The sequence below is a fragment of the Polynucleobacter sp. JS-JIR-II-c23 genome, from assembly GCF_035011225.1.
Taxonomy (GTDB): domain Bacteria; phylum Pseudomonadota; class Gammaproteobacteria; order Burkholderiales; family Burkholderiaceae; genus Polynucleobacter.
Window position 1 is genome coordinate 1,116,301 of record NZ_JAYGQT010000001.1, and the last position, 23,782, is coordinate 1,140,082.

Here is a 23,782-nt window from a genome sequence, read left to right on the forward strand (position 1 = left end):
CTATGAATGAATTACTAGTCTTTATGTGCGATGGCGCCCCAGTTCGTGGGGAAATTGTGTCAATTGGAAGTGCCTGGCAGGCTGTTCTAGAGCGTCGTAATGACCCCCCTGCCGTCCGTCGGATACTAGGCGACTTCGTTGGTGCAGCTACCCTTCTAAGTGCCAGCCTTAAATTTGATGGGACCCTAATCATTCAAGCGCAAAGCAAGGGTCCTATACAGCTTCTGGTTGTGGAATGTAAGTCTGACTTGTCCATGAGGGCTACAGTCAAGCTTTCAGTAGACCCCTCTGAAATAATGCCCGACGCAACCTTGGCCGATCTACTGGATGTTAGTGGCAGCGGAAGATTGGTGATCACCTTAGATCCAGCAGACCGTGAGCCAGGACAGGCACCCTACCAAGGCATCGTAGCGCTACAAGATCATCAAGGCGCAGTCATTAAGCCGGTCACCAGCGCTGCAGAGGCTATAGCCCTGTATATGCAAAACTCCGAACAATTAGACACACGCATTTGGCTTACTTCCAGCGATACCCATGTTGGCGGCTTATTGCTACAGCGGTTACCAAATTCTGGGGGTCATGCACATCTAGATCCGCAGGTTGCTGCTGAAGGCTGGTCACGTATTCAAACGCTTGGTGAAACAATTACTGATGAAGAGCTGTTAACGCTTCCACCAGAGACTATTTTGAGGCGTTTATTTTTAGAAGAGTCCGCCGAAAACGGTGTACGCAGCTTCCCTGCTCGCCCAATTCGTTTTGCTTGTAGATGTTCACGTACTAAGGTTGCGGATATCTTGCGAATGCTTGGTGAAGAAGAGGTTCAAGGCATTCTTGCAGAGCAAGGAGCCGTGGAAACCGTCTGTGATTTCTGTGCAAAACCATACCGCTTTGATGTGGTTGATTGCCTACAGGTATTTAAAACTGATTTATTGAGTGATGCTACAAGGCCGCCATCTAGCGGTCATTAAAAAGTTACTGTTTTGTGGTTTGGGAGGTTGATGTCTTATCCGCTGGCAAGATTTGCACGAAAAACTCACCTTCCTTAATTAAGCCATGCTCAACACGGGCCCGCTCTTCGATGGCGCGAGTGCCGTCTTTCAGGTCTTTAACATCGCCAGATAGCTTGGCATTGCGAAGAGCCAAGAGACTATTTTTAGCCTCTTGAAGCTCTACTTGTCGCTCCATCTCGTAAACCTTTAGCCATCCACCCTTACCCAGCCAAAGTGGGTACTGGATTGCTATTAGCAATACCAGCATGGAGTAGATGACGATCCGCATAAGCTATTAAGAACTCTAAGTTAGCGTTTGAGGTTATAGAAAACAGATTTACCTGGATAAGTTGCCACATCACCCAGATCTTCTTCAATACGCAACAGCTGGTTATATTTAGCAATGCGATCAGAGCGAGATAAAGAACCGGTTTTAATTTGACCTGCGTTAGTGCCAACAGCAATATCTGCAATGGTGCTGTCTTCGGTCTCGCCAGAGCGATGGGAAATCACAGCAGTGTAGTTTGCGCGCTTAGCCATCTCAATAGCAGCAAACGTTTCTGTCAAAGTGCCAATCTGATTAATCTTAATCAGAATAGAGTTGGCAATGCCTTTGTCTATTCCCTCTTGGAGGATGCGGGTGTTTGTAACAAATAAATCATCACCAACCAATTGAATTTTCTTACCAAGCTTTTTGGTAATGTCAGCCCAACCATCCCAGTCACCTTCATGCATGCCATCCTCAATCGAGACGATTGGGAACTGGTCTGTCAAGTTACCAAGGTAATCAGAGAACTCACTTGAGCTTAATTGTAGGCCTTCGCCTGACAAGTGATATTTGCCATCTTTGTAGAACTCACTAGCAGCGCAATCTAGGGCCAATAGAACATCTTCGCCTGCCGTATAGCCTGCACCCTCAATTGCTTTCATGATGGTCTGCAAGCATTCGTGATTACTCTTGAAGTTTGGCGCAAAACCACCCTCATCACCAACAGTAGTCGGCATACCTTGAGCACCTAAGATCTTTTTGAGCTCATGGAAAATCTCTGCACCGCAGCGAAGTGCGTCACGGAAGTTTTCGGCGCCAACTGGCATCACCATGAATTCTTGAATATCCAAACTGTTATTGGCATGAGCACCGCCATTCACGATATTCATCATAGGTACTGGCAACTGCATACCGCCAGAGCCGCCAAAATAACGATATAAGGGTAGACCTGCTTCTTCAGCTGCTGCCCTAGCAACAGCCATAGAAACCGCAAGCGTTGCATTTGCACCTAAGCGTGCTTTGTTATGGGTACCATCTAATTCAATCAGGGTGCGATCAAGAAAAGCTTGTTCACTAGCATCAAGCCCAAGAATGGATTCTGCAATCTCAATATTGATGTTTTGAACAGCCTTGAGAACGCCTTTACCTAGGTAACGTGTCTTGTCTCCATCGCGCAACTCAATTGCCTCACGAGATCCTGTGGAAGCTCCAGAAGGTACGGCCGCACGACCCATAACGCCTGACTCAAGCAAAACATCGCACTCAACCGTTGGGTTGCCGCGTGAATCCAGAACTTCTCTACCGATGATGTCAACAATGGCGCTCATGCACCTTCTCCTTAAAACAATATGAAATGGGTTGTAGTAATTTACTTAAAGCTGTCTTCTAAAAAAATTCCGGATGATTTAACAGCGCTGTCGATAGCTACCAAAGATTCGAGCAGGTCTTTCATGCGATCCAAAGGAACAGCGTTCGGTCCATCGGATAATGCTTTTGCTGGATCAGGATGGGTTTCCATAAATAGGCCGCTAATGCCGACTGCTACAGCAGCACGCGCCAAAACGGGTACGAATTCACGTTGACCGCCGCTAGAGTTGCCTTGACCTCCAGGCAATTGAACTGAATGAGTAGCATCAAATACTACTGGCGCGTTAGATTCCCGCAGAATTGCCAAGCTACGCATATCTGAAACCAGGTTGTTGTAGCCAAAGGAGGCTCCACGTTCGCAAACCATAAATTGATCTGGAAGATTTTTTTCAGCAGCAGCTACTCGAGCCTTCTCAATAACATTGAGCATCTCATGGGGTGAAAGAAACTGACCCTTTTTAAAATTCACGGGCTTGCCACTTTGAGCGCAGGCACGAATGAAGTCGGTTTGTCTGCATAAAAATGCCGGAGTCTGCAATACATCTACAACGCTAGCTACGGCAGTAATTTCGCTGATGTCATGAACATCTGTAAGCACCGGAACGTTAACTTGCTTTTTAACCTTAGCCAAAATCTCTAAGCCCTTATCCATACCCAAACCACGGAAAGACGTTCCTGATGAACGATTGGCCTTATCAAACGATGACTTGTAGATAAAGGGGATCTTTAGAGCAGAAGTAATTTCTTTCAATTGACCCGCAATATCAATAGCTGATTGCTCGGACTCAATGACACAGGGGCCAGCAATTAAAAAGAAGCGATGATCTAGACCAACGTCAAAGCCACACAACTTAAATGCGCTCATATTCTTCCTTTATGCAGCCTGCTTTTCAGCGGCTGTTTGGTGCTCAAGTGCAGCGCTAATAAAGGCTGAGAACAAAGGGTGTCCATCCCGTGGTGTTGAAGTAAATTCAGGGTGAAACTGCACACCGAAGAACCAAGGATGCATAGATGTTGGTAATTCCATCATCTCTGGCAACTCTTCATTAGGGGTTCTAGCTGAAATAATCAAACCAGATTTCTCCAGCTGAGGTACGTAGGTATTGTTTACTTCATAACGATGACGATGACGCTCATTTACCTCAGGACCGTAAATGCGATGGGCTAAGGTTCCAGCTTTAACTGGACAGCGTTGCGACCCAAGACGCATAGTGCCGCCCAAATCAGAGTCGTTAGTGCGTTTCTCTACTCGCCCTTCTCTGTCCAACCATTCGGTTATCAGGGCAACAACAGGCTGTTCAGACTGAGGATCAAATTCGGTGCTATTTGCTTTCGTGAGGTTCGCTACATGTCTTGCAAATTCTATTACGGCCAATTGCATACCCAAGCAAATACCTAAATAAGGAACGTTATTTTCACGTGCATAACGAATGGCAGCAATTTTTCCTTCAGTGCCACGCTTACCAAAGCCACCGGGAACCAGGATAGCGTCGAGATTTTGTAGACATCCAATGCCATCTTTTTCAATGACTTCGGAATCAATGTAATTAATATTGACGCGAGTATGCGTATGAATGCCGGCGTGACGCAAAGCCTCAATCAGTGATTTATATGACTCCGTTAGCTCCACATACTTGCCAACCATACCAATGGTCACTTCATGTTGTGGATTTGCCATTTCATAAACTAGATTAGCCCAAACAGAAAGATCTGCTGGCTTGGCTTTGAGATCTAGTTGACGGCAAATTAAATCATCCATGCCTTGGGCTTGGAGCATTTCAGGAATCTTATAAATTGTGTCTACATCCCAAACTGAAATCACCGCCTCTTCACGAACATTTGAGAACAAAGATATCTTTGCACGCTCATCTTCAGGAATTGGTCGGTCAGCACGACAGAGCAATACTGTCGGCATGATGCCAATTTCACGAAGCTTCTGAACAGAGTGTTGCGTTGGTTTAGTTTTTAACTCGCCGGCGCTATGGATATAAGGGACGAGAGTCAAATGAACAAAAGCGCAATCATGCAAAGGCAGTCGCAAGCTCATCTGTCTTGCAGCCTCTAAGAACGGTAGTGATTCGATATCACCAACGGTACCGCCGATTTCGCAAATAGCAACATCTGCTTTGCCATCATGACTAGCTTTAGCGCCGCGCTCTACAAAAGCTTGGATTTCATTTGTAATGTGCGGAATCACTTGGACTGTTTTTCCAAGATACTCACCGCGACGCTCTTTGCTGATAACTGACTCATAAATCTGGCCAGTGGTGAAGTTATTACTTTTGCGCATCTTTGCAGAAACAAAGCGCTCATAGTGACCCAAGTCCAAGTCGGTCTCAGCACCATCTTCGGTTACAAAAACCTCTCCGTGCTGGAGTGGGCTCATAGTGCCCGGGTCAACGTTGATATAAGGGTCTAATTTTAGGAGGGTGACTTTCAGGCCGCGGGATTCAAGAATCGCGGCAAGCGAGGCAGCTGCGATTCCTTTCCCTAAAGAAGAAACCACACCACCAGTGACAAAAACGTATTTGGTCATCGCTTAAGCTCTGTTGGAAAAAGTAATTATAACGATAGCCATCAGGGGCGGGGGAATTTCAAAATCGTTAATATAGGATCTTATCCACCCAAATCTAATGATTTAATACCTATGCGCCTTTTATTTGCGATATTAATCACTATTCTTTCCCTCTTTTATTTCCTCCCTTTTGCTATTGCATTTCACAAAAAAAGGGCAAATACAGGGGCTATTTTTGCCTTAAACCTATTTTTAGGATGGTCCCTGATTGGCTGGGTAGTGGCACTGGTTTGGGCCCTCAAAGAAGAGCAAGTTGTGTAATTGACCCATTTTTCAGGTCATGGGTCTAAATAAAGCCCTAATTTCGGTTAATTTGCCGATTTTTTAGGGTTTAAACTCTTATATAAGACTTGATTTAGCAACTATAATTTGGCAAAACGGGAGAGAATTCCCTTTTGGCCTTTCTATTGATCACCTTTACCTCATAGGAAACATAATGTTAGAAGCCTATAACGCCCTAGCCGCTGAACGCGCAGCCCTCGGTATTCCAGCCCTGCCCTTAACCAAGGATCAAACATCTGAACTGGTGAAGTTGCTGAAAAACCCACCTGCTGGTAAGGAAGCTGAGCTACTTGAATTAATCACCAACCGCGTTCCTGCTGGTGTTGACGATGCAGCTAAAGTTAAAGCTGAGTTCTTAGATGCTGTTGCCAAAGGTACAGAAAAATCCCCATTAATTTCCCGCGTACGTGCTACTGAACTTTTGGGCACGATGCTGGGTGGTTACAACATCAAACCTTTAGTAGAGCTTTTATCTGACTCCGAGTGCGGTGTTGCTGCTGCAGAAGCGCTCAAGAAAACACTCTTGATGTTTGATTATTTCAATGACGTCCAAGAGCTTGCTGAGAAAGGCAATGCAAATGCTAAAGCGGTAATGCAAAGCTGGGCCAATGCGGACTGGTTTACTAGCCGCCCTGCAGTTCCAGAAAGCATGAAGTTAACTGTTTTCAAGGTAACGGGTGAAACTAATACCGATGACCTTTCTCCTGCGCCTGACGCATGGAGCCGCCCTGATATTCCGCTGCACGCAACCATCATGCTCAAGAACCCCCGTCCTGGCATTGAGCCAGATGAGAGTGGTGTTCGTGGTCCGATGAAGCAAATTGCTGCTCTCCAGAAAAAAGGCAATCAAATTGCCTACGTTGGAGACGTAGTTGGTACAGGCTCATCACGTAAATCTGCAACAAACTCTGTTCTCTGGTGGACAGGTCAAGATATTCCATTCGTACCCAACAAGCGTTTTGGTGGTGTGTGCTTAGGTACCAATATTGCCCCGATCTTCTTCAACACAATGGAAGATTCAGGAGCATTGCCAATCGAATTAGATGTTTCTCAAATGAATATGGGTGATGAGATTGAACTTCGCCCGTACGAAGGAAAAGTATTTAAAAACGGCAAGGAAATCACTACCTTTACATTGAAGTCGCCGGTCATTCTGGATGAAGTACGCGCTGGCGGACGTATCCCTTTAATCGTTGGTCGTGGCTTAACCGCTAAAGCACGTGCTGCCTTGGGCTTGCCTGCTTCTACTGAATTCCGTTTACCGGTTAATCCGGTCGACAACAAGAAGGGCTTTAGCTTGGCTCAGAAGATGGTTGGCCGAGCATGTGGCTTACCAGAAGGACAAGGCGTACGTCCTGGTACTTATTGCGAGCCGCATATGACTACCGTTGGCTCACAAGACACAACAGGCCCAATGACGCGCGATGAATTGAAAGACTTGGCTTGCCTTGGTTTCTCTTCCGATCTCGTAATGCAGTCGTTCTGTCATACCTCGGCTTATCCAAAGCCTGTAGACATCCGCACTCAACATGAATTGCCACCATTCATGACCAATCGTGGTGGTGTTGCCTTGCGACCAGGTGATGGCGTGATCCATAGCTGGTTGAACCGCTTACTCCTCCCGGATACCTGTGGAACTGGTGGCGATAGCCATACTCGTTTCCCAATCGGCATTTCTTTCCCTGCTGGTTCAGGTTTAGTTGCCTTTGCCGCAGCAACAGGTGTAATGCCATTGGATATGCCTGAGTCTGTATTGGTCCGCTTTAAAGGCAAGATGCAACCTGGCATCACCTTACGTGACCTAGTAAATGCAATTCCTTTATATGCAATCAAAAAGGGGTTGTTGACTGTTGAGAAACAAGGCAAGAAGAATATTTTCTCTGGCCGCATTCTTGAAATTGAAGGTCTACCTGACCTAAAGGTTGAGCAAGCCTTTGAATTGTCTGATGCTTCCGCTGAACGTTCTGCTGGTGGTTGTACAGTTCACTTGAACAAAGAACCAATCATCGAATACATGACATCAAATATCACCTTGATGAAGTGGATGATTGCAAATGGTTATGAAGATAAGCGTACTCTTGGTCGCCGCATTAAAGCCATGGAGGCTTGGATTGCTAATCCACAACTTCTCAAAGCCGATGCGGATGCTGACTATGCAGAGATCATCGAAATCAATATCGATGAAATCAAAGAGCCTATCCTTGCCTGCCCTAATGATCCAGATGATGTGAAAGTATTATCTGAAGTAGCTGGCGATAAGATTGATGAAGTATTTATCGGTTCATGCATGACCAATATTGGTCACTTCCGTGCAGCTGGTCAGGTGTTACAAGGCAAGAAAGATATGCCAACCCGTTTATGGGTAGCGCCTCCAACCAAGATGGATGCCATGGTCTTGATGGAAGAAGGCTACTACGGCATGTTAGGCGCAGCTGGTGCCCGTATGGAAAGCCCAGGCTGCTCACTTTGCATGGGTAATCAAGCACAGATCCGCAAGGGCTCAACAGCTGTATCGACTTCTACTCGTAACTTCCCTAACCGCCTGGGTATCGACACTCGCGTGTATTTGGCTTCTGCTGAATTGGCTTCTGTTGCCGCCCTCTTGGGTCGCCTACCTACACCTGCTGAGTATTTAGAGCAAGTGAAGGCACTCGATGCTAAAGCTGGTGATGTCTATAAATACATGAGTTTTGATAAGCTCAAGTCATTTAGCGATGTTGCGGATACTGTGACTGTGTAATATGCAATTCCTTCAACCTAGCAATAGGTTGAGAAATAAAAAAGGCGATCAAATGAACTGACCCACAAAAGTTGGACAGTTTAATTAGGTTACCAGAAGGGATTGAGTTCGGTAATGAACCGGGCTCAATCCCTTTAGTTTTTGTTTGATCCGATCATGGTTGTAGTAGTGGATGTATTCCTTAAGCTCCGTTTTAAATGATTCGATACTTTCAAACCTCTTCCGATAGAAGAACTCTGTTTTCATAATCCCAAACCAGTTTTCCATCACTGCGTTGTCTAAGCAGTTACCTTTTCTAGACATGCTTTGAGTAATGCCTTGTTTCTTTATAGCCTGTTGATAAAACCCCATTTGATATTGCCAGCCCTGATCTGAGTGCAGCATGGGTTTGTCTTTTGGTCCCAGTTGTTTAAATGCGCTTTGGAGCATCTGCATGACGCTGCTAATCTGTGGCCGATCGCTAATCTCATAGGAGACGATCTCTTGGTTATAAAGATCTAAGATCGGCGAGAGGTATACCTTCTCACCCCTGATGTTGAACTCCGTCACATCAGTAACCCACTTCTGATTGGGTTTACTGGCCGCAAAGTTACGCTCTAATAAGTTGGGTGCTACCTTACCAATACCGCCTTTATAGGACTGATAGCGTTTAGGTCTAACAAGGGATTTAAGCCCTAGTTGCCCCATCAGCTTTTGTACGGTCTTGGGATCAAGGTAACGATGTTGGTTGCTCAGCTCTAAATGGACTCGCCGATAGCCATAGCAGCCCTTGTGGCGATGGTAGATTGCGCCAATTTGAGTCTTAGCATCCAGATAGGGGTCGACTTTAGCACTAGCACTTAGCTGGTAGTAGTAGACACTCCTGGCCATATTGGCAATGCCTAGGATAGTTTGCAAAGGGTACTGCTGCCTTAACTCGGTGACGACTTGGACCTGTTCTTGTTTGCCAAGTACTTTTGCTGAGCTAAGGCTTCGAGCTTTTTTAAGTAAGCGTTCTCCACCTCTAAATAGTGCGACTTCAGCAAGAGTTCTTCATGCGTAAGCTGCTCTGAAGGTTTAGCTAGGAGTGCTTGGATCTCACTTCGTTTTGACATGGGTGGCCGTCCCTTGGGTTTAGGTTCTAGGGCTGTAATACCGCCTTCATTGTAGAGGCGTTGCCATACGGAGATAGTGCTGGGAGAGGCGATATTAAAGTGGGCTGCCGCTTGATTAATGGAGAGCTGATCTTGCGCCATTACCTTGAGTACGGCAAGCTTAAAGGCACTGGGGTGATGAGTGTAAGTCTTGGTTAGACTTTTTTGACCATGAGCTTTAAAGGCATGAACCCATGTGCGGACATAGGTAAATTTAACGCCATACCGTTTTGCCGTTGCGGTAAATCCTTCTTTACCTGACAGATAGTGATGAATGACTTCTAGCTTAAAGTCTTTGCTGTATTTGGACATGAGGCTGACCCTTTTGAGTTGGATTTGATGTCCAACTTTTGTGGGTCAGTTCAAAACGATCGCCTTTTTTATTTGCATCGCAATATTAGATCGAGAGCTTATTTTCTTGTCGGGCGTTCTCCCGACTTATGCCCGAGACCCATTTATTGGTAGGAAGTCCTGTTTTTTCAAGAATCAATTTTGCCCGTTTCGAGACATCCTTCCACTCCGCTTCGAGTTTGGGCCCTTTAAATGCTATCGCCACAACATTGCAATCATGGGATTCAGGAAATAAGAGCACTCTGTTATCAAAAGCTTCACAGATATTCTTAAGGTTTAGATCAAAGCTTTTGTGTCGTGAGAATAAATTCACCGTCATGACACCAGGCCCTCTAAGAATATCGTAGCAACCTTTATAGAAATCCAAAGAGCTTGCCGCAGGACCATCGCAAATTGCATCATACAAATCAACCTGAACAGCATCAAAGCATTCTTGATACTTTTTATTCTTCACAAATAATTTTGCATCAGTTTGCAAGGTTTCCAATCGGCGATCATCGTCAGGTGTAAAAAACATCGATCTCGCAGAAACAATTACAGCAGGATTGAACTCCACTACGGTAGTTTTCACGGCCGAGCAATATCGATGTTGAAATTTAGTTAATGCGCCAGTACCTAAACCTAGCTGGGCTATCCGCATTCCGGGCTTAGTTTCCAAAAATAATAGCCAGGCCATCATCTGCTGGTTGTACTCTAAATAAATCTCGTCAGGATCACGAATACGCATCGCACCCTGAATAGAGTCGGTGCCAAAGTGAAGATAACGAACGCCGCCACTTTCAGAAAAAGTGACTGGCTCCATTAATCCATCAGCAGACAACTTAATTCGCCCAACGACGGGCATTGCGGAATAAGCGTAGCCAAGGGCTAGCCCCATCAGGGGTATCCAACCATTCAGGCGGACACCAGCTCATCTGTACAGCTCTAAATACACGCTCGGGATGAGGCATCATGACCATAAAACGACCATCGGGTGTCGTGACCCCAGTTAAACCATTGGGGGATCCGTTTGGATTCATTGGGTAGGTTTCTGTAGGGTTACCTTGATGATCTACAAAGCGGAATGAGGCCAAGCCTTGCTTTTGAATCTGCTCTAAGCTGCCCTGTTGACTGAAATTGGCAAATCCTTCACCGTGAGCGATGGCAATCGGTATCTGACTGCCTTCCATGCCTTGAGTGAATATTGAAGGTGAAGCCATTACTTCAGCCATCACCAAGCGAGCCTCATATTGCTCTGATTGATTGCGTGTAAATTTAGGCCATGCTTCTGCGCCAGGGATAATTCCTGAGAGATTGCTCATCATTTGGCAACCGTTACAAACACCTAATGCAAAGCTGTCATGACGCTCAAAGAACTTAGAAAACTGGTCTCGGAGCTGTTGGTTAAATAAAATTGTTTTAGCCCAACCCTCTCCAGCTCCCAATACGTCTCCATAACTAAAGCCACCACAGGCTATTAGGCCCCTAAAGTCTTCTAAGTTAGCTTTACCACTAAGTAAATCAGACATATGGACGTCATAGCTATCAAATCCAGCCCAATTAACGGAGTACGCCATTTCAACATGGGAGTTAACGCCCTGCTCTCGCAAAATAGCAACTTTAGGGCGTGCATTTTTGCCAATAAATGGCGCTGCAATATCTTCAGAAGGATTGAATGTGAGTTTAGGATTCATGCCCGCATCGGCAATATTGTCAAAGAGCGAGAATTCACTATCAGCACAGGCGGGATTGTCACGTAAACGCGCTATTTGATAGCTAGTATTAGTCCAGATCTTTTGAAGTACCTCACGCGGCTCAGCAAAAATATTTTTAGCATCGCGCCAAATTTCAATACGGCCGTTGGTATTGGGCTTGCCGATGACATGGCTATGAGCACTTAAGCCCAACTTTCTCAATACGGCGAATACTGCATCACGATCTTCTTTGCGAACCTGAATTACTGCTCCCAACTCTTCATTGAATAAAGCCCGCATGGTTTGCTCATGGCGGCGACCGGAAACCTGTTGCGCCCAATTCTTGGCGTCACCATAATCAGGCTCTTGCCCAGCGTCCATGGCGATCATATCTACGTTGAGTGAAATTCCGCAGTGGGAGGCAAAAGCCATTTCAGCAACAGCAGCAAATAACCCACCATCAGAACGGTCGTGATAGGCCAAAAGCTTATTTTCTTTACGCAGCTCAATAATGGCAGCAGCTAAAGACTTGAGATCTTCTGGATGATCAATATCAGGCGCTGATTTTCCGGACTGATCAAGTACTTGAGCCAAGATACTTCCCGCCATACGATTCTTGCCACGCCCTAAGTCGATCAAGATCAGCTCAGTCTCTTGTGGAGATCCGTCCTTACTCTTCAATTGAAGCAGTGGGGTCAATGTTTTACGAGCATCTAGCACAGATGCAAAAGCGGAAATAATTAATGAGACAGGTGCGACTACTTTCTTGGCTTCATCACCATCTTGCCATGCCGTAGACATAGATAAAGAATCCTTGCCCACTGGAATCGATATTCCAAGTGCAGGACACAGTTCCATACCAATAGCTTTAACGGAGTCATAGAGTTTTGCATCTTCACCAGGTGCACCGCATGCTGCCATCCAGTTTGCAGAAAGTTTTACGCTTTCGAGATTGACAATATCTGCGGCCAAGAGATTGGTAATCGCCTCACCTACTGCCATACGTGCAGCAGCTGGCGCATCAATAACGGCTAATGGGGTTCTTTCACCCATGGACATAGCTTCACCACGATATCCCTTGTAATCCATCAGAGTTACGGCGCAATCAGCTACTGGAACTTGCCATGGACCAACAAACTGATCTCTAGCATTAAGACCGCCAACAGTTCTGTCACCAATCGTAATCAAGAATGATTTACTTGCTACGGTGGGTTGCTGCAAGACCCAGGCTATTGATTGCGCCAGATCAGCGTCCGTTACATCCAATTCTTTAAACTCTTGAGAGAGGCGCTCAACATTACGATGCATCTTCGGTGGCTTGCCAAGCAAAACCTCCATCGGCATATCAATTGGCAGCGCAGCATCGGTAGATGGCGGCTGATTAGAGTCGCTTAATTTGAGTTGACGTTCTGCGGTTGCCTCACCAACTACTGCAAAAGGACAACGCTCACGTTCGCAAAATGATTTGAATAGATCTAAATCTTTTTCATCAATGGCCAAAACATAACGTTCCTGAGATTCATTACACCAAATCTCTGCAGGACTCATGCCACTCTCTTCTAGCGGTACGCTCCGAAGTTTGAATGAAGCACCCAATCCAGCCCCATCTGCAAGTTCGGGGAATGCATTGGATATGCCGCCCGCACCCACATCATGTATGGACACAATTGGATTGCGATCACCCAGAGCGCGGCAGGCATTAATAACCTCTTGTGCGCGACGCTCCATTTCTGGATTGCCACGTTGTACGGAATCAAAATCAAGATCAGCAGTGTTTGTCCCGGTTGCAACAGAGCTACCTGTAGCACCGCCCATACCGATTCGCATACCTGGACCACCTAATTGAATTAATAGGTGTCCCGCTTGAATTGCTTTTTTCTCGGTATGGATTGAATCAATGCTTCCTATACCGCCGGCAATCATGATGGGCTTGTGATAGCCGCGACGTGTGCCATCTAATGTTTGCTCAAAGACTCTGAAGTAACCACCCAAGATTGGTCGGCCAAATTCATTATTGAAAGCAGCGCCACCTAGCGGCCCTTCAATCATGATTTGTAAAGGTGTAGCAATGCGCTCAGGCTTGCCATATTTCAGATTCTCCCAAGGAAGATCTGTGCCAGGAATATTTAAATTAGATACTGAGAAACCGGTAAGGCCAGCTTTAGGACGTCCGCCTATACCAGTGGCACCCTCATCACGAATTTCACCGCCCGCACCTGTAGATGCGCCAGGAAAAGGAGCGATCGCAGTCGGGTGATTATGAGTCTCCACCTTCATAAGGGTGTGGACCAAGCGCGTATCTTTTTCATAGCGTTGATCTTTACCTTGGGGAACCCAGGTTTCCGCTTCGCAGCCAACCATAACTGCAGAGTTGTCGGAATACGCAACAATCGTTCCCTCTGGTTTTAATTGGTGAGTATTGCGGATCATGGCAAATAAAGATCGCTCTTGATCATCCCCATCAATTGTCCAGCTGGAATTAAAAATCTTATGGCGACAGTGTTCACTGTTTGCTTGTGCGAACATTATTAGCTCAACGTCTGATGGGTTGCGCTTGAGTCTAGTAAAGTTTTCAACTAGGTATGTCACCTCGTCATCGGACAAAGCAAGACCTAATTCTTGATTTGCTTTATCGAGAGCAGCCCGACCTTCAGTCATTACCGGTATACGTGTTAACGGCTTGTCTTCCAGTGATTGGTATAAAGCATTAGCGGCGTCAGTTGAATCAATCACTGCTTCAGTCATTCTGTCGTGGACCGCAGCAAGCACCAATTGCTTTTGCTCTGGTGTCAGCGCTTTCTTGCTCTTCCATGAAAATTGAGCGCCACGCTCAATGCGCAATACATCTAATCCACATTGACGAGCGATATCTGTGGCCTTACTGGCCCATGGAGAAAGTGTTCCAAACCTCGGAATAACAATGGCACCTTGATTCTCGTTCTTGCTACTTCCGAACCAGGATTTTCCTGGATGTATTTTTGAATGAAATGGCTCGCCATAGGTCAACAAACTAGCCATGACTTCTTGGTCTTTGGCTTTTAGCGAAGCCTCTGACCATATGAAATGAAGGTATTGAGCTTCAATGGACTCAAGATCAACCCCTTGAGCAGCCAAAGCAGCCAAAAGTCGCTGCTGGCGGAAGGGGGAAAGCGCATCAGCGCCGGGCAAAAAGTGGAAAAAAGACATCCCTAGATTATAAGGTTTTGCCTACAGCAATCGACCGCCTTGAAGGTGTAATTGCCGCTGGCACCGATCAGCCAGGGCTTGGTCGTGGGTGACCAAAATAAGGGTGGAATGATTGGCTCGATTTAGCTCAAAAAGCAGCTCAATAACCCGATTTCCGCTAACCTCATCCAGACTGCCCGTGGGCTCGTCAGCAAATAAAATCTCTGGCTTCATGATGAAGGCCCTAGCTAGCGCTACCCGTTGCTGCTCTCCGCCAGACAAGGTCTTGGGGAAATGGTTGGCTCGCTCGCTTAAACCCACCTGTTCTAGGCAGGCCAATGCATTTTCCTTAGCCATCCCCATCCCATTTAGATCGGCCGGCAGCATGACGTTTTCAAGGGCTGTTAAATGAGGTAGCAATTGGAAGGATTGAAATACAAAGCCTACCTTTTGCCCTCGTAATTTCGCCCGCCCATCTTCGTCAAGCTGATTGAGATTTTGGGCAACCAATTCAACATGCCCACTAGAGGGGGTATCTAAGCCGGCTAAAAGACCGAGCAAAGTACTTTTCCCAGAACCCGACGCGCCAGTAATAGCAACACTTTCGCCATCAAAGACATCAAAGCTAATGTCGTGCAAAATAGTTAATGATCCATCGCTAGATAAAACTTCTTTACCTAGATGTATTGCGCTAAGGACCTTGACTGGAATACTCATAAATGAATCAATATATTTGGTTGAACTTCTTGAGTAAAAAATTGCAGGCCATATTGATGGCAAGCTCCCTATTTTGCCTGTTTATTCCCCTTAGCACACAGGCTCAGACTAATCCCGTTATTTTGGTTATGGGAGATAGTCTCTCGGCAGAGTATGGATTGACGCGCGGCACTGGGTGGGTAAAACTCCTGGAGGACCAACTTCATAAAGAGGCTAGTCCTTGGACTGTTTTTAACGCCAGCATTAGCGGGGAAACCAGTTCTGGAGGCCTATCTAGATTACCAAAACTACTGGAACAAAGGAAACCGGGAATTGTCCTTTTAGAACTTGGAGCAAATGATGCATTACGCGGCCTATCAATCCAAGAGTCAAATAGAAATCTTCGCAAAATGATTCAATTAAGCAAAAGCTCAGGAGCAAAAGTTCTACTGTTTGGAATGCAGATTCCACCCAATTATGGACAAGACTACACCAAGCAATTTCAGGAGCTATATCCCAAGCTGGCTCGCCAGGAACAAGTTGAACTTGTGCCGTTTTTTCTAAAGAACGTTGCCTCTGATATCAATTTATTTCAAGCGGATCGCATGCATCCGAACGAAAAGGCGCAAGCCATTCTCTTTAAAAACGTATGGGGCGCTATGGCCCCATATCAAGCACTACTTAAGTAAATAAGTAATTCAGCGATACAGCTTAACTGCCCGAACCAGATGATGGCAGCTTCAGTGGGTTGATTATCTTGACCCCAGCAACATCGCGCCAATAAGACATAAAGCCAGCAAATTCAGACTGGGCTGCCAACGCTTGAATTTGTTGCGCTTGTGCCTTATGAACCTTGGTATCAATACCTCCAGGTTGCCTTGTCTGATCAACGCGATACAAAATAGTACCAACCCCTGGATTTTGAACAGAAACCAGCGCAGGGAATTTATCAGGATTGACGGACATCACCTCATCTAAAGCTCCACCTACTAAATTTGCAGGCTTATTCCGAGAAACCCAAATAGGACTAGCAAAGCCGGTGCCACTCTTCGGGTCTTTTTCTAATGCCGTAAAGCGATCTGCTGCAGCGCTGACGGCAAGTTTTTCAGCCATGCGTTGACTTACTTGACGCTTCACTTCAGCGGCAACATCTTTGTAAGGCAAAGTTTGAGCAGGATGGAAAACAACTACTCTTGCCGAAACAAAAACGCCTGGAGAGGTTTGTACAGCTTCAATATTGCGTTTGTTCTTCACTGCTTCATCGCCAAACAGGGATTGAACTACCTTTGGATTGGCTAGCGGGTGATCTTTTCCAACACCAATTGCTCCAGAACGCGTTACACCCTTCTGGGTTTGAATATTGAGCTTTAATTTATCTGCAGCCGGCTTGAGACTATCCGACTGGTCATAAGTCATATTGGCAAATTGATCCGCTCTCTCGCTAAATACTTTCGCATCCTCCTTTGGATCGGCCTTGAGAACGATGTACTCGACATCCACATACTCCGGACTCTCAAATAACTTCGTGTTGGCGGTATAGAAGGCCTGGAGGTCTTCTTGGGAAGGATTTACCTTGTTTAAATAATCTTTTGCATCAAAGGATAGGGTCTGAACTTGACGCTCAGTCTCATAAAGGGTTGAAACAATTTCAGATAATTTTGGACTGGCGATTTCCGTACGGGCTACGGAGTTCACCAATTGACTGATTTTTAAATCAAAAGCCTGACTCGCATAAAACTGCTCTTCATTTAAGCCATTGCTAGCCAAGAGCTGTTTAAAGCGCGCATCATCGAAACTACCATCTTGTTTGTATAGCGCGCGAATTTGCGGAATATTTTGCAAGCTCTTCACGAGGGCTTCTTTCCCAACTTGTAAACGCAAATTGCTGACTGCAAACCCAAGGATGCGTTGTTGCAGTAACTCATTCAAAATTGCTTGTCTAAATTGGAGGCTTTGAGCAATCTGCGCATTTCCACCAACGCGCTCAGCTTGATGTTTAGCAGCTGAATCCACTTCTTGAGCAGTAATAGGTTTGCCGTTAACTTTGACAATGTCAGTCTCTTTGTCCAAGAAACTGGAATAGCTAGAAATTCCAAAGAAGGCAAAGGATGGGACGATCAAAAGCATTAAAACAAACTGAAGAATTCGCTGGTGCTTACGGACGGTATCAAACATGTAAAAGTTCGCTAGTAAAAAAGATGAATACCACGAGTGTACTAGGCGCTGCGCTGATGGGTGTTGAAATGCCTGAGTAGGCTAAGGAAGACAAAAGTAGGTAATAGTTTGGTGGGCGCTGAGAGGCTCGAACTCCCGACATTCTGCGTGTAAGGCAGACGCTCTACCAACTGAGCTAAGCGCCCCAAATTATTACAGCTGAGATTGTAACCTAAGCGTGGGTTTTGGGTGGATTTTCCGCTAAACAGACCTCTAACGACGAGGAGGATTTAACGAAAAATCGCCCTATTTTCAGTGCTTAAGAACGTCTGCGGCCGCACCCTTTTCATTTGCTTTACTAGCTTCTGAAGCCTTTTTAGCCAACTCTTCGGGCGTAGGATCTGGCAGAGCTTCAGGCATACGCTCTAAAGCCAGCTCCAACACTTTATCGATCCAGCGAACCGGAATAATTTCGATTGCATTTTTGACGTTGTCGGGAATATCAATCAGGTCCTTGACGTTCTCTTCGGGAATTAAGGCTAATTTAATGCCACCGCGATGAGCAGCCAAAAGTTTCTCTTTTAATCCGCCAATAGGCAATACTTCACCACGAAGCGTAATTTCACCTGTCATCGCAACATCTGAACGAATCGGAATCCCAGTAAATACAGATACCAAGGCTGTCGTAATCGCAATACCGGCAGATGGACCATCCTTAGGTGTTGCGCCATCAGGGAAGTGAATATGAATATCCTTCTTCTCAAAAGCTTCATCCGTAATGCCAAGTCGTTTAGATCTGGAGCGAACTACTGTTCTAGCAGCTTCAACGGATTCTTTCATGACATCGCCTATGGAACCAGTTCGGGTAATAACGCCCTTACCTGGCATCACAGCAGCTTCGATGGTGAGCAAATCGCCACCCACTTCAGTCCAAGCCAAACCGGTCACCTGACCAACTTGATTTTCTTTACCAGCCAGACCAAAGTCATACATGCGTACCGATAAGAATTTCTCCAAGTTGTCCGCATTCACAACGACTGGAGCTGCTTCTTTTTTCAAGAGCAATAGTTTTACAACCTTACGACAAATCTTACTAATTTCACGCTCTAAAGAACGTACGCCAGCCTCACGCGTGTAGTAACGAATCATGTTACGAACTGCGCTATCTTCAATCTTGAGCTCGTCCTTCTTTAAGCCATTATTTTTGATTTGTTTAGGAATCAAATAATTCACGGCAATGCTGGTTTTCTCGTCCTCGGTATAACCAGCTAGGCGAATAATCTCAAGACGATCTAACAATGGGCCAGGAATATTCAAGGAGTTTGAGGTAGCCACGAACATCACATCTGATAGATCAAAATCAACTTCTACATAGTGATCTTGGAAGGTGTGATTTTGTTCTGGATCCAAAACCTCCAACAAGGCACTGGCTGGATCTCCGCGGAAATCCATACCCATCTTGTCTACTTCATCAAGAAGGAATAAAGGATTACGAACGCCCACCTTAGTGAGGCTACTCAAAATCTTACCTGGCATCGAACCAATATAGGTACGACGGTGACCACGGATCTCAGATTCATCACGCACACCACCTAAGGCCATGCGGACAAATTTTCGATTGGTCGCACGCGCAATAGATTGACCTAAAGAAGTTTTACCAACCCCAGGAGGGCCGACTAAACAAAGAATCGGAGCCTTGACACGATCAACGCGCTGTTGAACTGCGAGGTACTCCAAAATACGCTCTTTGACCTTATCCAAACCATAGTGATCTTCGTCCAATACTTTCTCAGCATTAGTAAGGTCGTTATTGATCTTGGTTTTTTTCTTCCAAGGCAGATTTACCAGCGTATCAATAAAGTTGCGGATGACCGTTGCCTCTGCAGACATGGGCGACATCAACTTGAGCTTCTTAAGTTCTGATTCCGCCTTTTTCAATGCTTCTTTAGGCATGCGTGCAGCCTTGATGCGCTTCTCGAGCTCTTCGAGATCAGCACCCTCCTCGCCTTCGCCTAACTCTTTCTGAATCGCTTTTACCTGTTCATTGAGGTAGTACTCGCGCTGACTCTTTTCCATCTGACGCTTAACACGTCCACGAATACGCTTCTCAACCTGCAGAATATCAATCTCACTCTCCAGATCAGCCAACAAGCTTTCCAGGCGCTGTACAACATCCATCATTTCAAGTAAGCGCTGTTTTTGCTCTAGCTTCACAGGTAGATGCGCACAGATGGTGTCAGCCAAGCGGCTTGGATCATCTATGCCACCGAGAGAAGAGAGAATCTCTTGAGGTACTTTTTTATTGAGTTTTACGTATTGATCGAACTGCGCCATGATTGCGCGGCGTAAGGCTTCGGTTTCATGCGCATCAATTGCATTGATAGCAGTTGGCGTTGCTTCGCAATTGAAGTAACCCAGACTATCTTCAATTTGACTGACTTCTGCGCGCTGCACACCCTCAACGAGTACTTTGACAGTGCCATCAGGCAACTTGAGCATCTGCAAAATATTGGCGATACAGCCCACCTCATAGAGGTCCTCAATAACGGGCTCATCTTTAGCCGCTGTTTTTTGGGCTACCAAAAGAACATTTTTGCCAGTTTCCATGGCAGCCTCGAGGGCTTTAATCGATTTTGGGCGACCCACAAACAACGGGATCACCATATGAGGAAACACAACTACGTCCCGCAATGGGAGCAAAGGTAGTTGAATTGGTTCAGAGGGTAACAATAAGTGGCCAGGCATGGGGCAAATCCTCCAAAGTAATCAAACCTCAAAAGTCTTGTTTAGTAGCAATTGAATGAACAACCACTAAATAGAGACATTATTCATGAGTAGCATACTACCTATATGGGTAGGCTTTAGAGAAAAACAAGGGGTAAATAGACAAAAAAGGGGCAAAAATGCCCAAAAAATAGCGAAAACCCTAGGAATTTAAGCTTTTTTGCTTAAATCTGCTAGTTCGGCATCCTGTTTATAGACCAAAAGCGGTTTTCCGCCCTCAGCAATGCTACTTTCGTCGATAACCACTTTCTGGACATTCTTCAGGGATGGCAGGTCATACATGACATCCATCAAAGAACCTTCAAGAATGGATCTCAGGCCACGAGCGCCAGTTTTGCGGGCGATTGCCTTCTTGGCAATAGCTGATAGTGCCTCGCGACGTACTTCGAGCTCAGAGCCCTCCATAGTCAAAAGTGCCTGATATTGCTTAACTAAGGCATTTTTAGGTTCGGTCAGAATCTGAATTAAAGCCTCTTCATCCAATTGAGCCAAAGTCGCAACAACGGGCAAGCGTCCAATTAACTCTGGAATCAAGCCAAACTTAATCAGATCTTCTGGCTCAACTTCAATCAAGAGGTCACTGACACCGCGGTCATCTTTACCAGGAACAGTCGCATTGAATCCAATGCCTGTTTTAGCGGTACGCTGCTGAATGACTTTTTCAAGGCCATCAAATGCACCGCCACAAATAAACAAAATATTCGTTGTATCTACTTGCAAGAAATCTTGATTAGGATGCTTACGCCCACCTTGCGGCGGCACAGAAGCCATCGTGCCCTCAACCAGCTTTAACAGAGCTTGCTGAACACCTTCTCCCGATACATCGCGGGTAATAGACGGGTTATCTGACTTGCGTGAAATCTTATCGATCTCATCAATATAGACAATGCCGCGCTGCGCTTTTTCTACGTTGTAGTCGCAAGCTTGTAATAATTTTTGGATGATGTTTTCAACGTCTTCGCCAACATAACCTGCCTCAGTTAAGGTGGTTGCATCAGCCATCACAAATGGCACATCTAACATGCGCGCCAAAGTCTGGGCTAATAATGTTTTACCTGAGCCAGTAGGCCCAATCAACAAAATATTACTCTTTGCAAGCTCTACACCATCAACCATTGCTTTAGCAGGGAGCTTAGACTCTTTCTTTTCTGCGCCCTCTACTGGCTTGCCATCCTTATCTAGTTTCTCTTTTTTAGGCTTAGGCAAATACTGTAGGCGCTTGTAGTGGTTGTATACGGCAACTGCCAATGTTTTCTTGGCATGATCTTGACCAATAACGTATTGGTCTAAGTTTTCACGAATCTGATGTGGTGTTGGTAGAGAGTCATCACCATCTTCTTTAGGTAGCTTGGCAATTTCTTCTTGAATAATGTCTGTGCAAAGATCAATGCACTCATCGCAAATAAAAACAGATGGCCCGGCAATAAGTTTTTTAACTTCATGCTGGCTCTTGCCGCAAAAAGAGCAATACAGAACTTTGTCTGCTGAATTCGTAGTGTTGGTATCGCTCAAAATGGACTCTGTATATTTCTATGAAAGATTAAGGACGCTTCTCGATAACCTTATCGATCAAACCATAATCACGGGCTTGCTCAGCAGACATAAAGTTGTCGCGATCAGTATCCTTGGCAATCGTTTCGATTGATTGGCCGGTGCGGTCTGCCAAAATTTTGTTCAAGCGCTCACGCAAATACAAAATCTCACGAGCTTGAATCTCAATGTCAGATGCTTGACCGCGTGCACCACCTAATGGCTGATGAATCATGACGCGTGAATTTGGCAAAGCATAGCGCTTACCTTTTTCACCAGCACACAATAAGAATGCGCCCATACTTGCTGCCATGCCCATACACAATGTACTGACATGCGGTTTGATGAATTGCATTGTGTCGTAGATAGCCAATCCTGCAGAAACTGAACCACCTGGAGAGTTGATATACAGAGAAATTTCTTTATCTGGATTTTCACTCTCAAGGAACAGCAATTGCGCGATTACCAAATTAGCAGTTTGGTCGTTTACTTCGCCAACCAAAAAGACTACACGCTCACGCAATAATCTAGAGTAGATATCGTAAGCACGTTCACCTCTACCAGAGGTTTCAATTACCATTGGAACCAAGCCCAAGCCTTTTGGTTCTAGATTTTCAGACTGAGAATGGTTGTAGATCATTTCGAAACCTCTTGTGGGTAAATGGATGACTTAGTAGTTAACTTAGTTTAGCTTGCTGAGTTCTTCGAAGGTAACTGCTTTATCAATTACCTTGGCTTGGGATGTGAAATACTTAATCACGTTATCTTCAAGCACGAGGTTTTCAATATCCTTCAAGCGACTCGGATTGCTGTAGAACCAACGCACCACTTCTTTTGGATCTTCGTATGTAGCAGCTTGCTCGTCAATTTCGGCTTTAATTTGGTCTGCGGTAGCAGCCAAGTTTTGCTTTTTAACCAACTCGCTCAGGATCAAGCCAAGACGAACACGCTTGGTAGCTTGCTCAGCGAAAATTTCAGCAGGGATAGGAGCGTCTTTAGCATTCGGAACACCGCGCTGCATTAAGTCTTGACGGGCGCCTTCAACTAAGCGCTCTTGCTCGGAGGCAACCAAAGACTTAGGAACATCAAGTTCGCACAAGCTATTGAGCTTATCCATTACTTCATTCTTGAGCAAAGAAGTAATGCGACGCTTTACTTCGCGATCTAAATTTTCTTTTACTTCAGCACGCATTTTCGCAACGCCGCCTTCAGTAACACCTAAAGACAATGCAAATGCATCATCAACAGCTGGTAGATGCGGCCAATTGACTGACTTCACAGTAATAGTGAACTCTGCTGTTTTGCCTGCAACGTCTTTGCCATGGTAATCAGCAGGGAAACTTAATGGGAAAGATTTGCTCTCGCCTGCTTTAAGGCCCAATGTTGCAGCTTCGAACTCAGGCAGCATGCGCCCTTCGCCCAGTACGTATTCAAAGTTTTCTGCTTTACCACCAGCAAACTCAACGCCATCAATCTTGCCAACAAAATCAATCACCACTTGGTCACCGCTTTGTGCAGCAACATTAGAGCCGCCGTCGCCATGGGCACCAGCTTCACCGCGTGGGTGGTAATGAACCTGCTGCTTACGCAGCACATCTAAGGCGCGGTCAATTTCTGCCTCGCCAATATCGGTTGTGTGTTTGGTAACTTCTGCCTTGCTAAAGTCGCCAATTTTTACTTCTGGCAAAACTTCAAAGAAAGCATCAAAAACAATCTTGTCAGCATCAATTTCACTCTTTGGCTCAAGGCGTGGTTGACCAGCTAAAGCAACACCTTCTTTTTGAGCTTGGTCATAAAAGAGTTCAGCAGCTTTATCAAATTGGAGTTCAAAATCCACTTGCATGCCATGCTGTTTTTCAACGAGGTTCTTTGGTACCTTGCCTGGGCGGAAGCCGGCCATTTTCATGGTCTTACCAACTTTAGCCAAACGGGCTTCACGCGCTTTTGCCAAATCGGCACGAGCGAATTCCAAAGTCATTTTGCGGTCTAGTGAACCTAAATTTTCTATCTGCACAGCCATTCTCGTCTCTTAATTGAAATCTGGAAATGTGAAGTCCAAGCCAAGTAGCAATCT

At 45.6% G+C, this 23,782-nt stretch carries 17 protein-coding genes and 1 tRNA gene; 4 read left to right on the forward strand and 14 right to left on the reverse strand.

The annotated features are described in order from the left end of the window. Nucleotides 1–2 precede the first annotated feature (2 nt). The gene (locus VC159_RS05725; protein ID WP_323473047.1) at nt 3–968 is read left to right on the forward strand and encodes an Hsp33 family molecular chaperone HslO; all 966 of its coding nucleotides are present in this window, start codon (nt 3–5) and stop codon (nt 966–968) included. A 4-nt stretch (nt 969–972) separates the two neighbouring features. Here VC159_RS05725 and ftsB read toward each other — a convergent pair whose 3' ends face one another. From ftsB to VC159_RS05745, 4 genes are read right to left on the reverse strand one after another with little or no spacing between them, the layout of a single operon-like run. Next, nucleotides 973–1,278, reverse strand: coding sequence for a cell division protein FtsB (ftsB, locus tag VC159_RS05730; protein ID WP_323473048.1), 306 nt, complete (start codon nt 1,276–1,278; stop codon nt 973–975). Between the two features lie 20 nt (nt 1,279–1,298). Next, on the reverse strand, nt 1,299–2,585 hold the full coding sequence (gene eno / locus VC159_RS05735; protein ID WP_215322172.1) for a phosphopyruvate hydratase: 1,287 nt from the start codon (nt 2,583–2,585) through the stop codon (nt 1,299–1,301). Between the two features lie 41 nt (nt 2,586–2,626). Next, entirely contained in the window at nt 2,627–3,490 is an 864-nt protein-coding gene (gene kdsA / locus VC159_RS05740; protein WP_323473049.1) for a 3-deoxy-8-phosphooctulonate synthase, read from the reverse strand. A 9-nt stretch (nt 3,491–3,499) separates the two neighbouring features. Then, a complete protein-coding gene (locus tag VC159_RS05745) occupies nt 3,500–5,161 on the reverse strand; it encodes a CTP synthase (protein WP_072582413.1) in 1,662 nt (553 codons plus the stop codon). Nucleotides 5,162–5,272: 111 nt separating this feature from the next. Between VC159_RS05745 and VC159_RS05750 the strand changes: the two genes are divergently transcribed. Both VC159_RS05750 and VC159_RS05755 read left to right on the forward strand, forming a co-directional pair. Beyond that, nucleotides 5,273–5,461 (forward strand): superinfection immunity protein, encoded by a 189-nt coding sequence (locus VC159_RS05750; RefSeq protein ID WP_215356781.1) that lies wholly within the window; start codon nt 5,273–5,275, stop codon nt 5,459–5,461. A gap of 175 nt (nt 5,462–5,636) precedes the next feature. Beyond that, nucleotides 5,637–8,222 (forward strand): bifunctional aconitate hydratase 2/2-methylisocitrate dehydratase, encoded by a 2,586-nt coding sequence (locus tag VC159_RS05755; protein ID WP_323473050.1) that lies wholly within the window; start codon nt 5,637–5,639, stop codon nt 8,220–8,222. Nucleotides 8,223–8,306: 84 nt separating this feature from the next. On the opposite strand, the gene VC159_RS05760 is transcribed toward VC159_RS05755, so the two are convergent. From VC159_RS05760 to VC159_RS05775, 4 genes are all read right to left on the reverse strand, one after another. Beyond that, nucleotides 8,307–9,667 (reverse strand): IS3 family transposase gene (locus VC159_RS05760; RefSeq protein WP_216265204.1). Its coding sequence is split into 2 segments (ribosomal slippage): nt 8,307–9,208 and nt 9,208–9,667, totalling 1,362 coding nucleotides; the frame shifts between segments, so codons are not numbered across the junction. Between the two features lie 85 nt (nt 9,668–9,752). Next, nucleotides 9,753–10,583 (reverse strand): spermidine synthase, encoded by an 831-nt coding sequence (locus VC159_RS05765; RefSeq protein WP_323473051.1) that lies wholly within the window; start codon nt 10,581–10,583, stop codon nt 9,753–9,755. Further along, nucleotides 10,528–14,565, reverse strand: a complete 4,038-nt coding sequence (gene purL, locus VC159_RS05770; protein WP_323473052.1) for a phosphoribosylformylglycinamidine synthase — start codon at nt 14,563–14,565, stop codon at nt 10,528–10,530. The genes VC159_RS05765 and purL overlap by 56 nt, the downstream gene beginning before the upstream one ends. A gap of 21 nt (nt 14,566–14,586) precedes the next feature. Next, entirely contained in the window at nt 14,587–15,261 is a 675-nt protein-coding gene (locus VC159_RS05775; protein WP_323473053.1) for an ABC transporter ATP-binding protein, read from the reverse strand. 2 nt (nt 15,262–15,263) lie between these two features. On the opposite strand from VC159_RS05775, the gene VC159_RS05780 reads away from it, so the two are divergent. After that, entirely contained in the window at nt 15,264–15,929 is a 666-nt protein-coding gene (locus VC159_RS05780; RefSeq protein ID WP_323473054.1) for an arylesterase, read from the forward strand. 22 nt (nt 15,930–15,951) lie between these two features. Here the strand turns inward: VC159_RS05780 and VC159_RS05785 are convergent, their stop codons facing one another. From VC159_RS05785 to tig, 6 genes are all read right to left on the reverse strand, one after another. Continuing rightward, nucleotides 15,952–17,415 carry a peptidylprolyl isomerase gene (locus tag VC159_RS05785; RefSeq protein ID WP_323473055.1) on the reverse strand — a complete coding sequence of 488 codons (1,464 nt, stop codon included), beginning with the start codon at nt 17,413–17,415 and terminating at the stop codon, nt 15,952–15,954. Between the two features lie 109 nt (nt 17,416–17,524). After that, nucleotides 17,525–17,600: transfer RNA gene (locus VC159_RS05790), tRNA-Val, on the reverse strand. Between the two features lie 106 nt (nt 17,601–17,706). Next, nucleotides 17,707–20,139, reverse strand: coding sequence for an endopeptidase La (gene lon / locus VC159_RS05795; RefSeq protein WP_215356775.1), 2,433 nt, complete (start codon nt 20,137–20,139; stop codon nt 17,707–17,709). 189 nt (nt 20,140–20,328) lie between these two features. Then, nucleotides 20,329–21,690: an ATP-dependent Clp protease ATP-binding subunit ClpX gene (gene clpX, locus VC159_RS05800; protein ID WP_072582406.1), complete on the reverse strand. Its 1,362-nt coding sequence runs from the start codon at nt 21,688–21,690 to the stop codon at nt 20,329–20,331. 28 nt (nt 21,691–21,718) lie between these two features. Then, nucleotides 21,719–22,348: an ATP-dependent Clp endopeptidase proteolytic subunit ClpP gene (gene clpP / locus VC159_RS05805; RefSeq protein ID WP_072582405.1), complete on the reverse strand. Its 630-nt coding sequence runs from the start codon at nt 22,346–22,348 to the stop codon at nt 21,719–21,721. A 42-nt stretch (nt 22,349–22,390) separates the two neighbouring features. Beyond that, complete coding sequence (gene tig, locus VC159_RS05810) at nt 22,391–23,728, reverse strand: trigger factor (protein ID WP_323473056.1); 1,338 nt, start codon at nt 23,726–23,728, stop codon at nt 22,391–22,393. Nucleotides 23,729–23,782 lie beyond the last annotated feature (54 nt).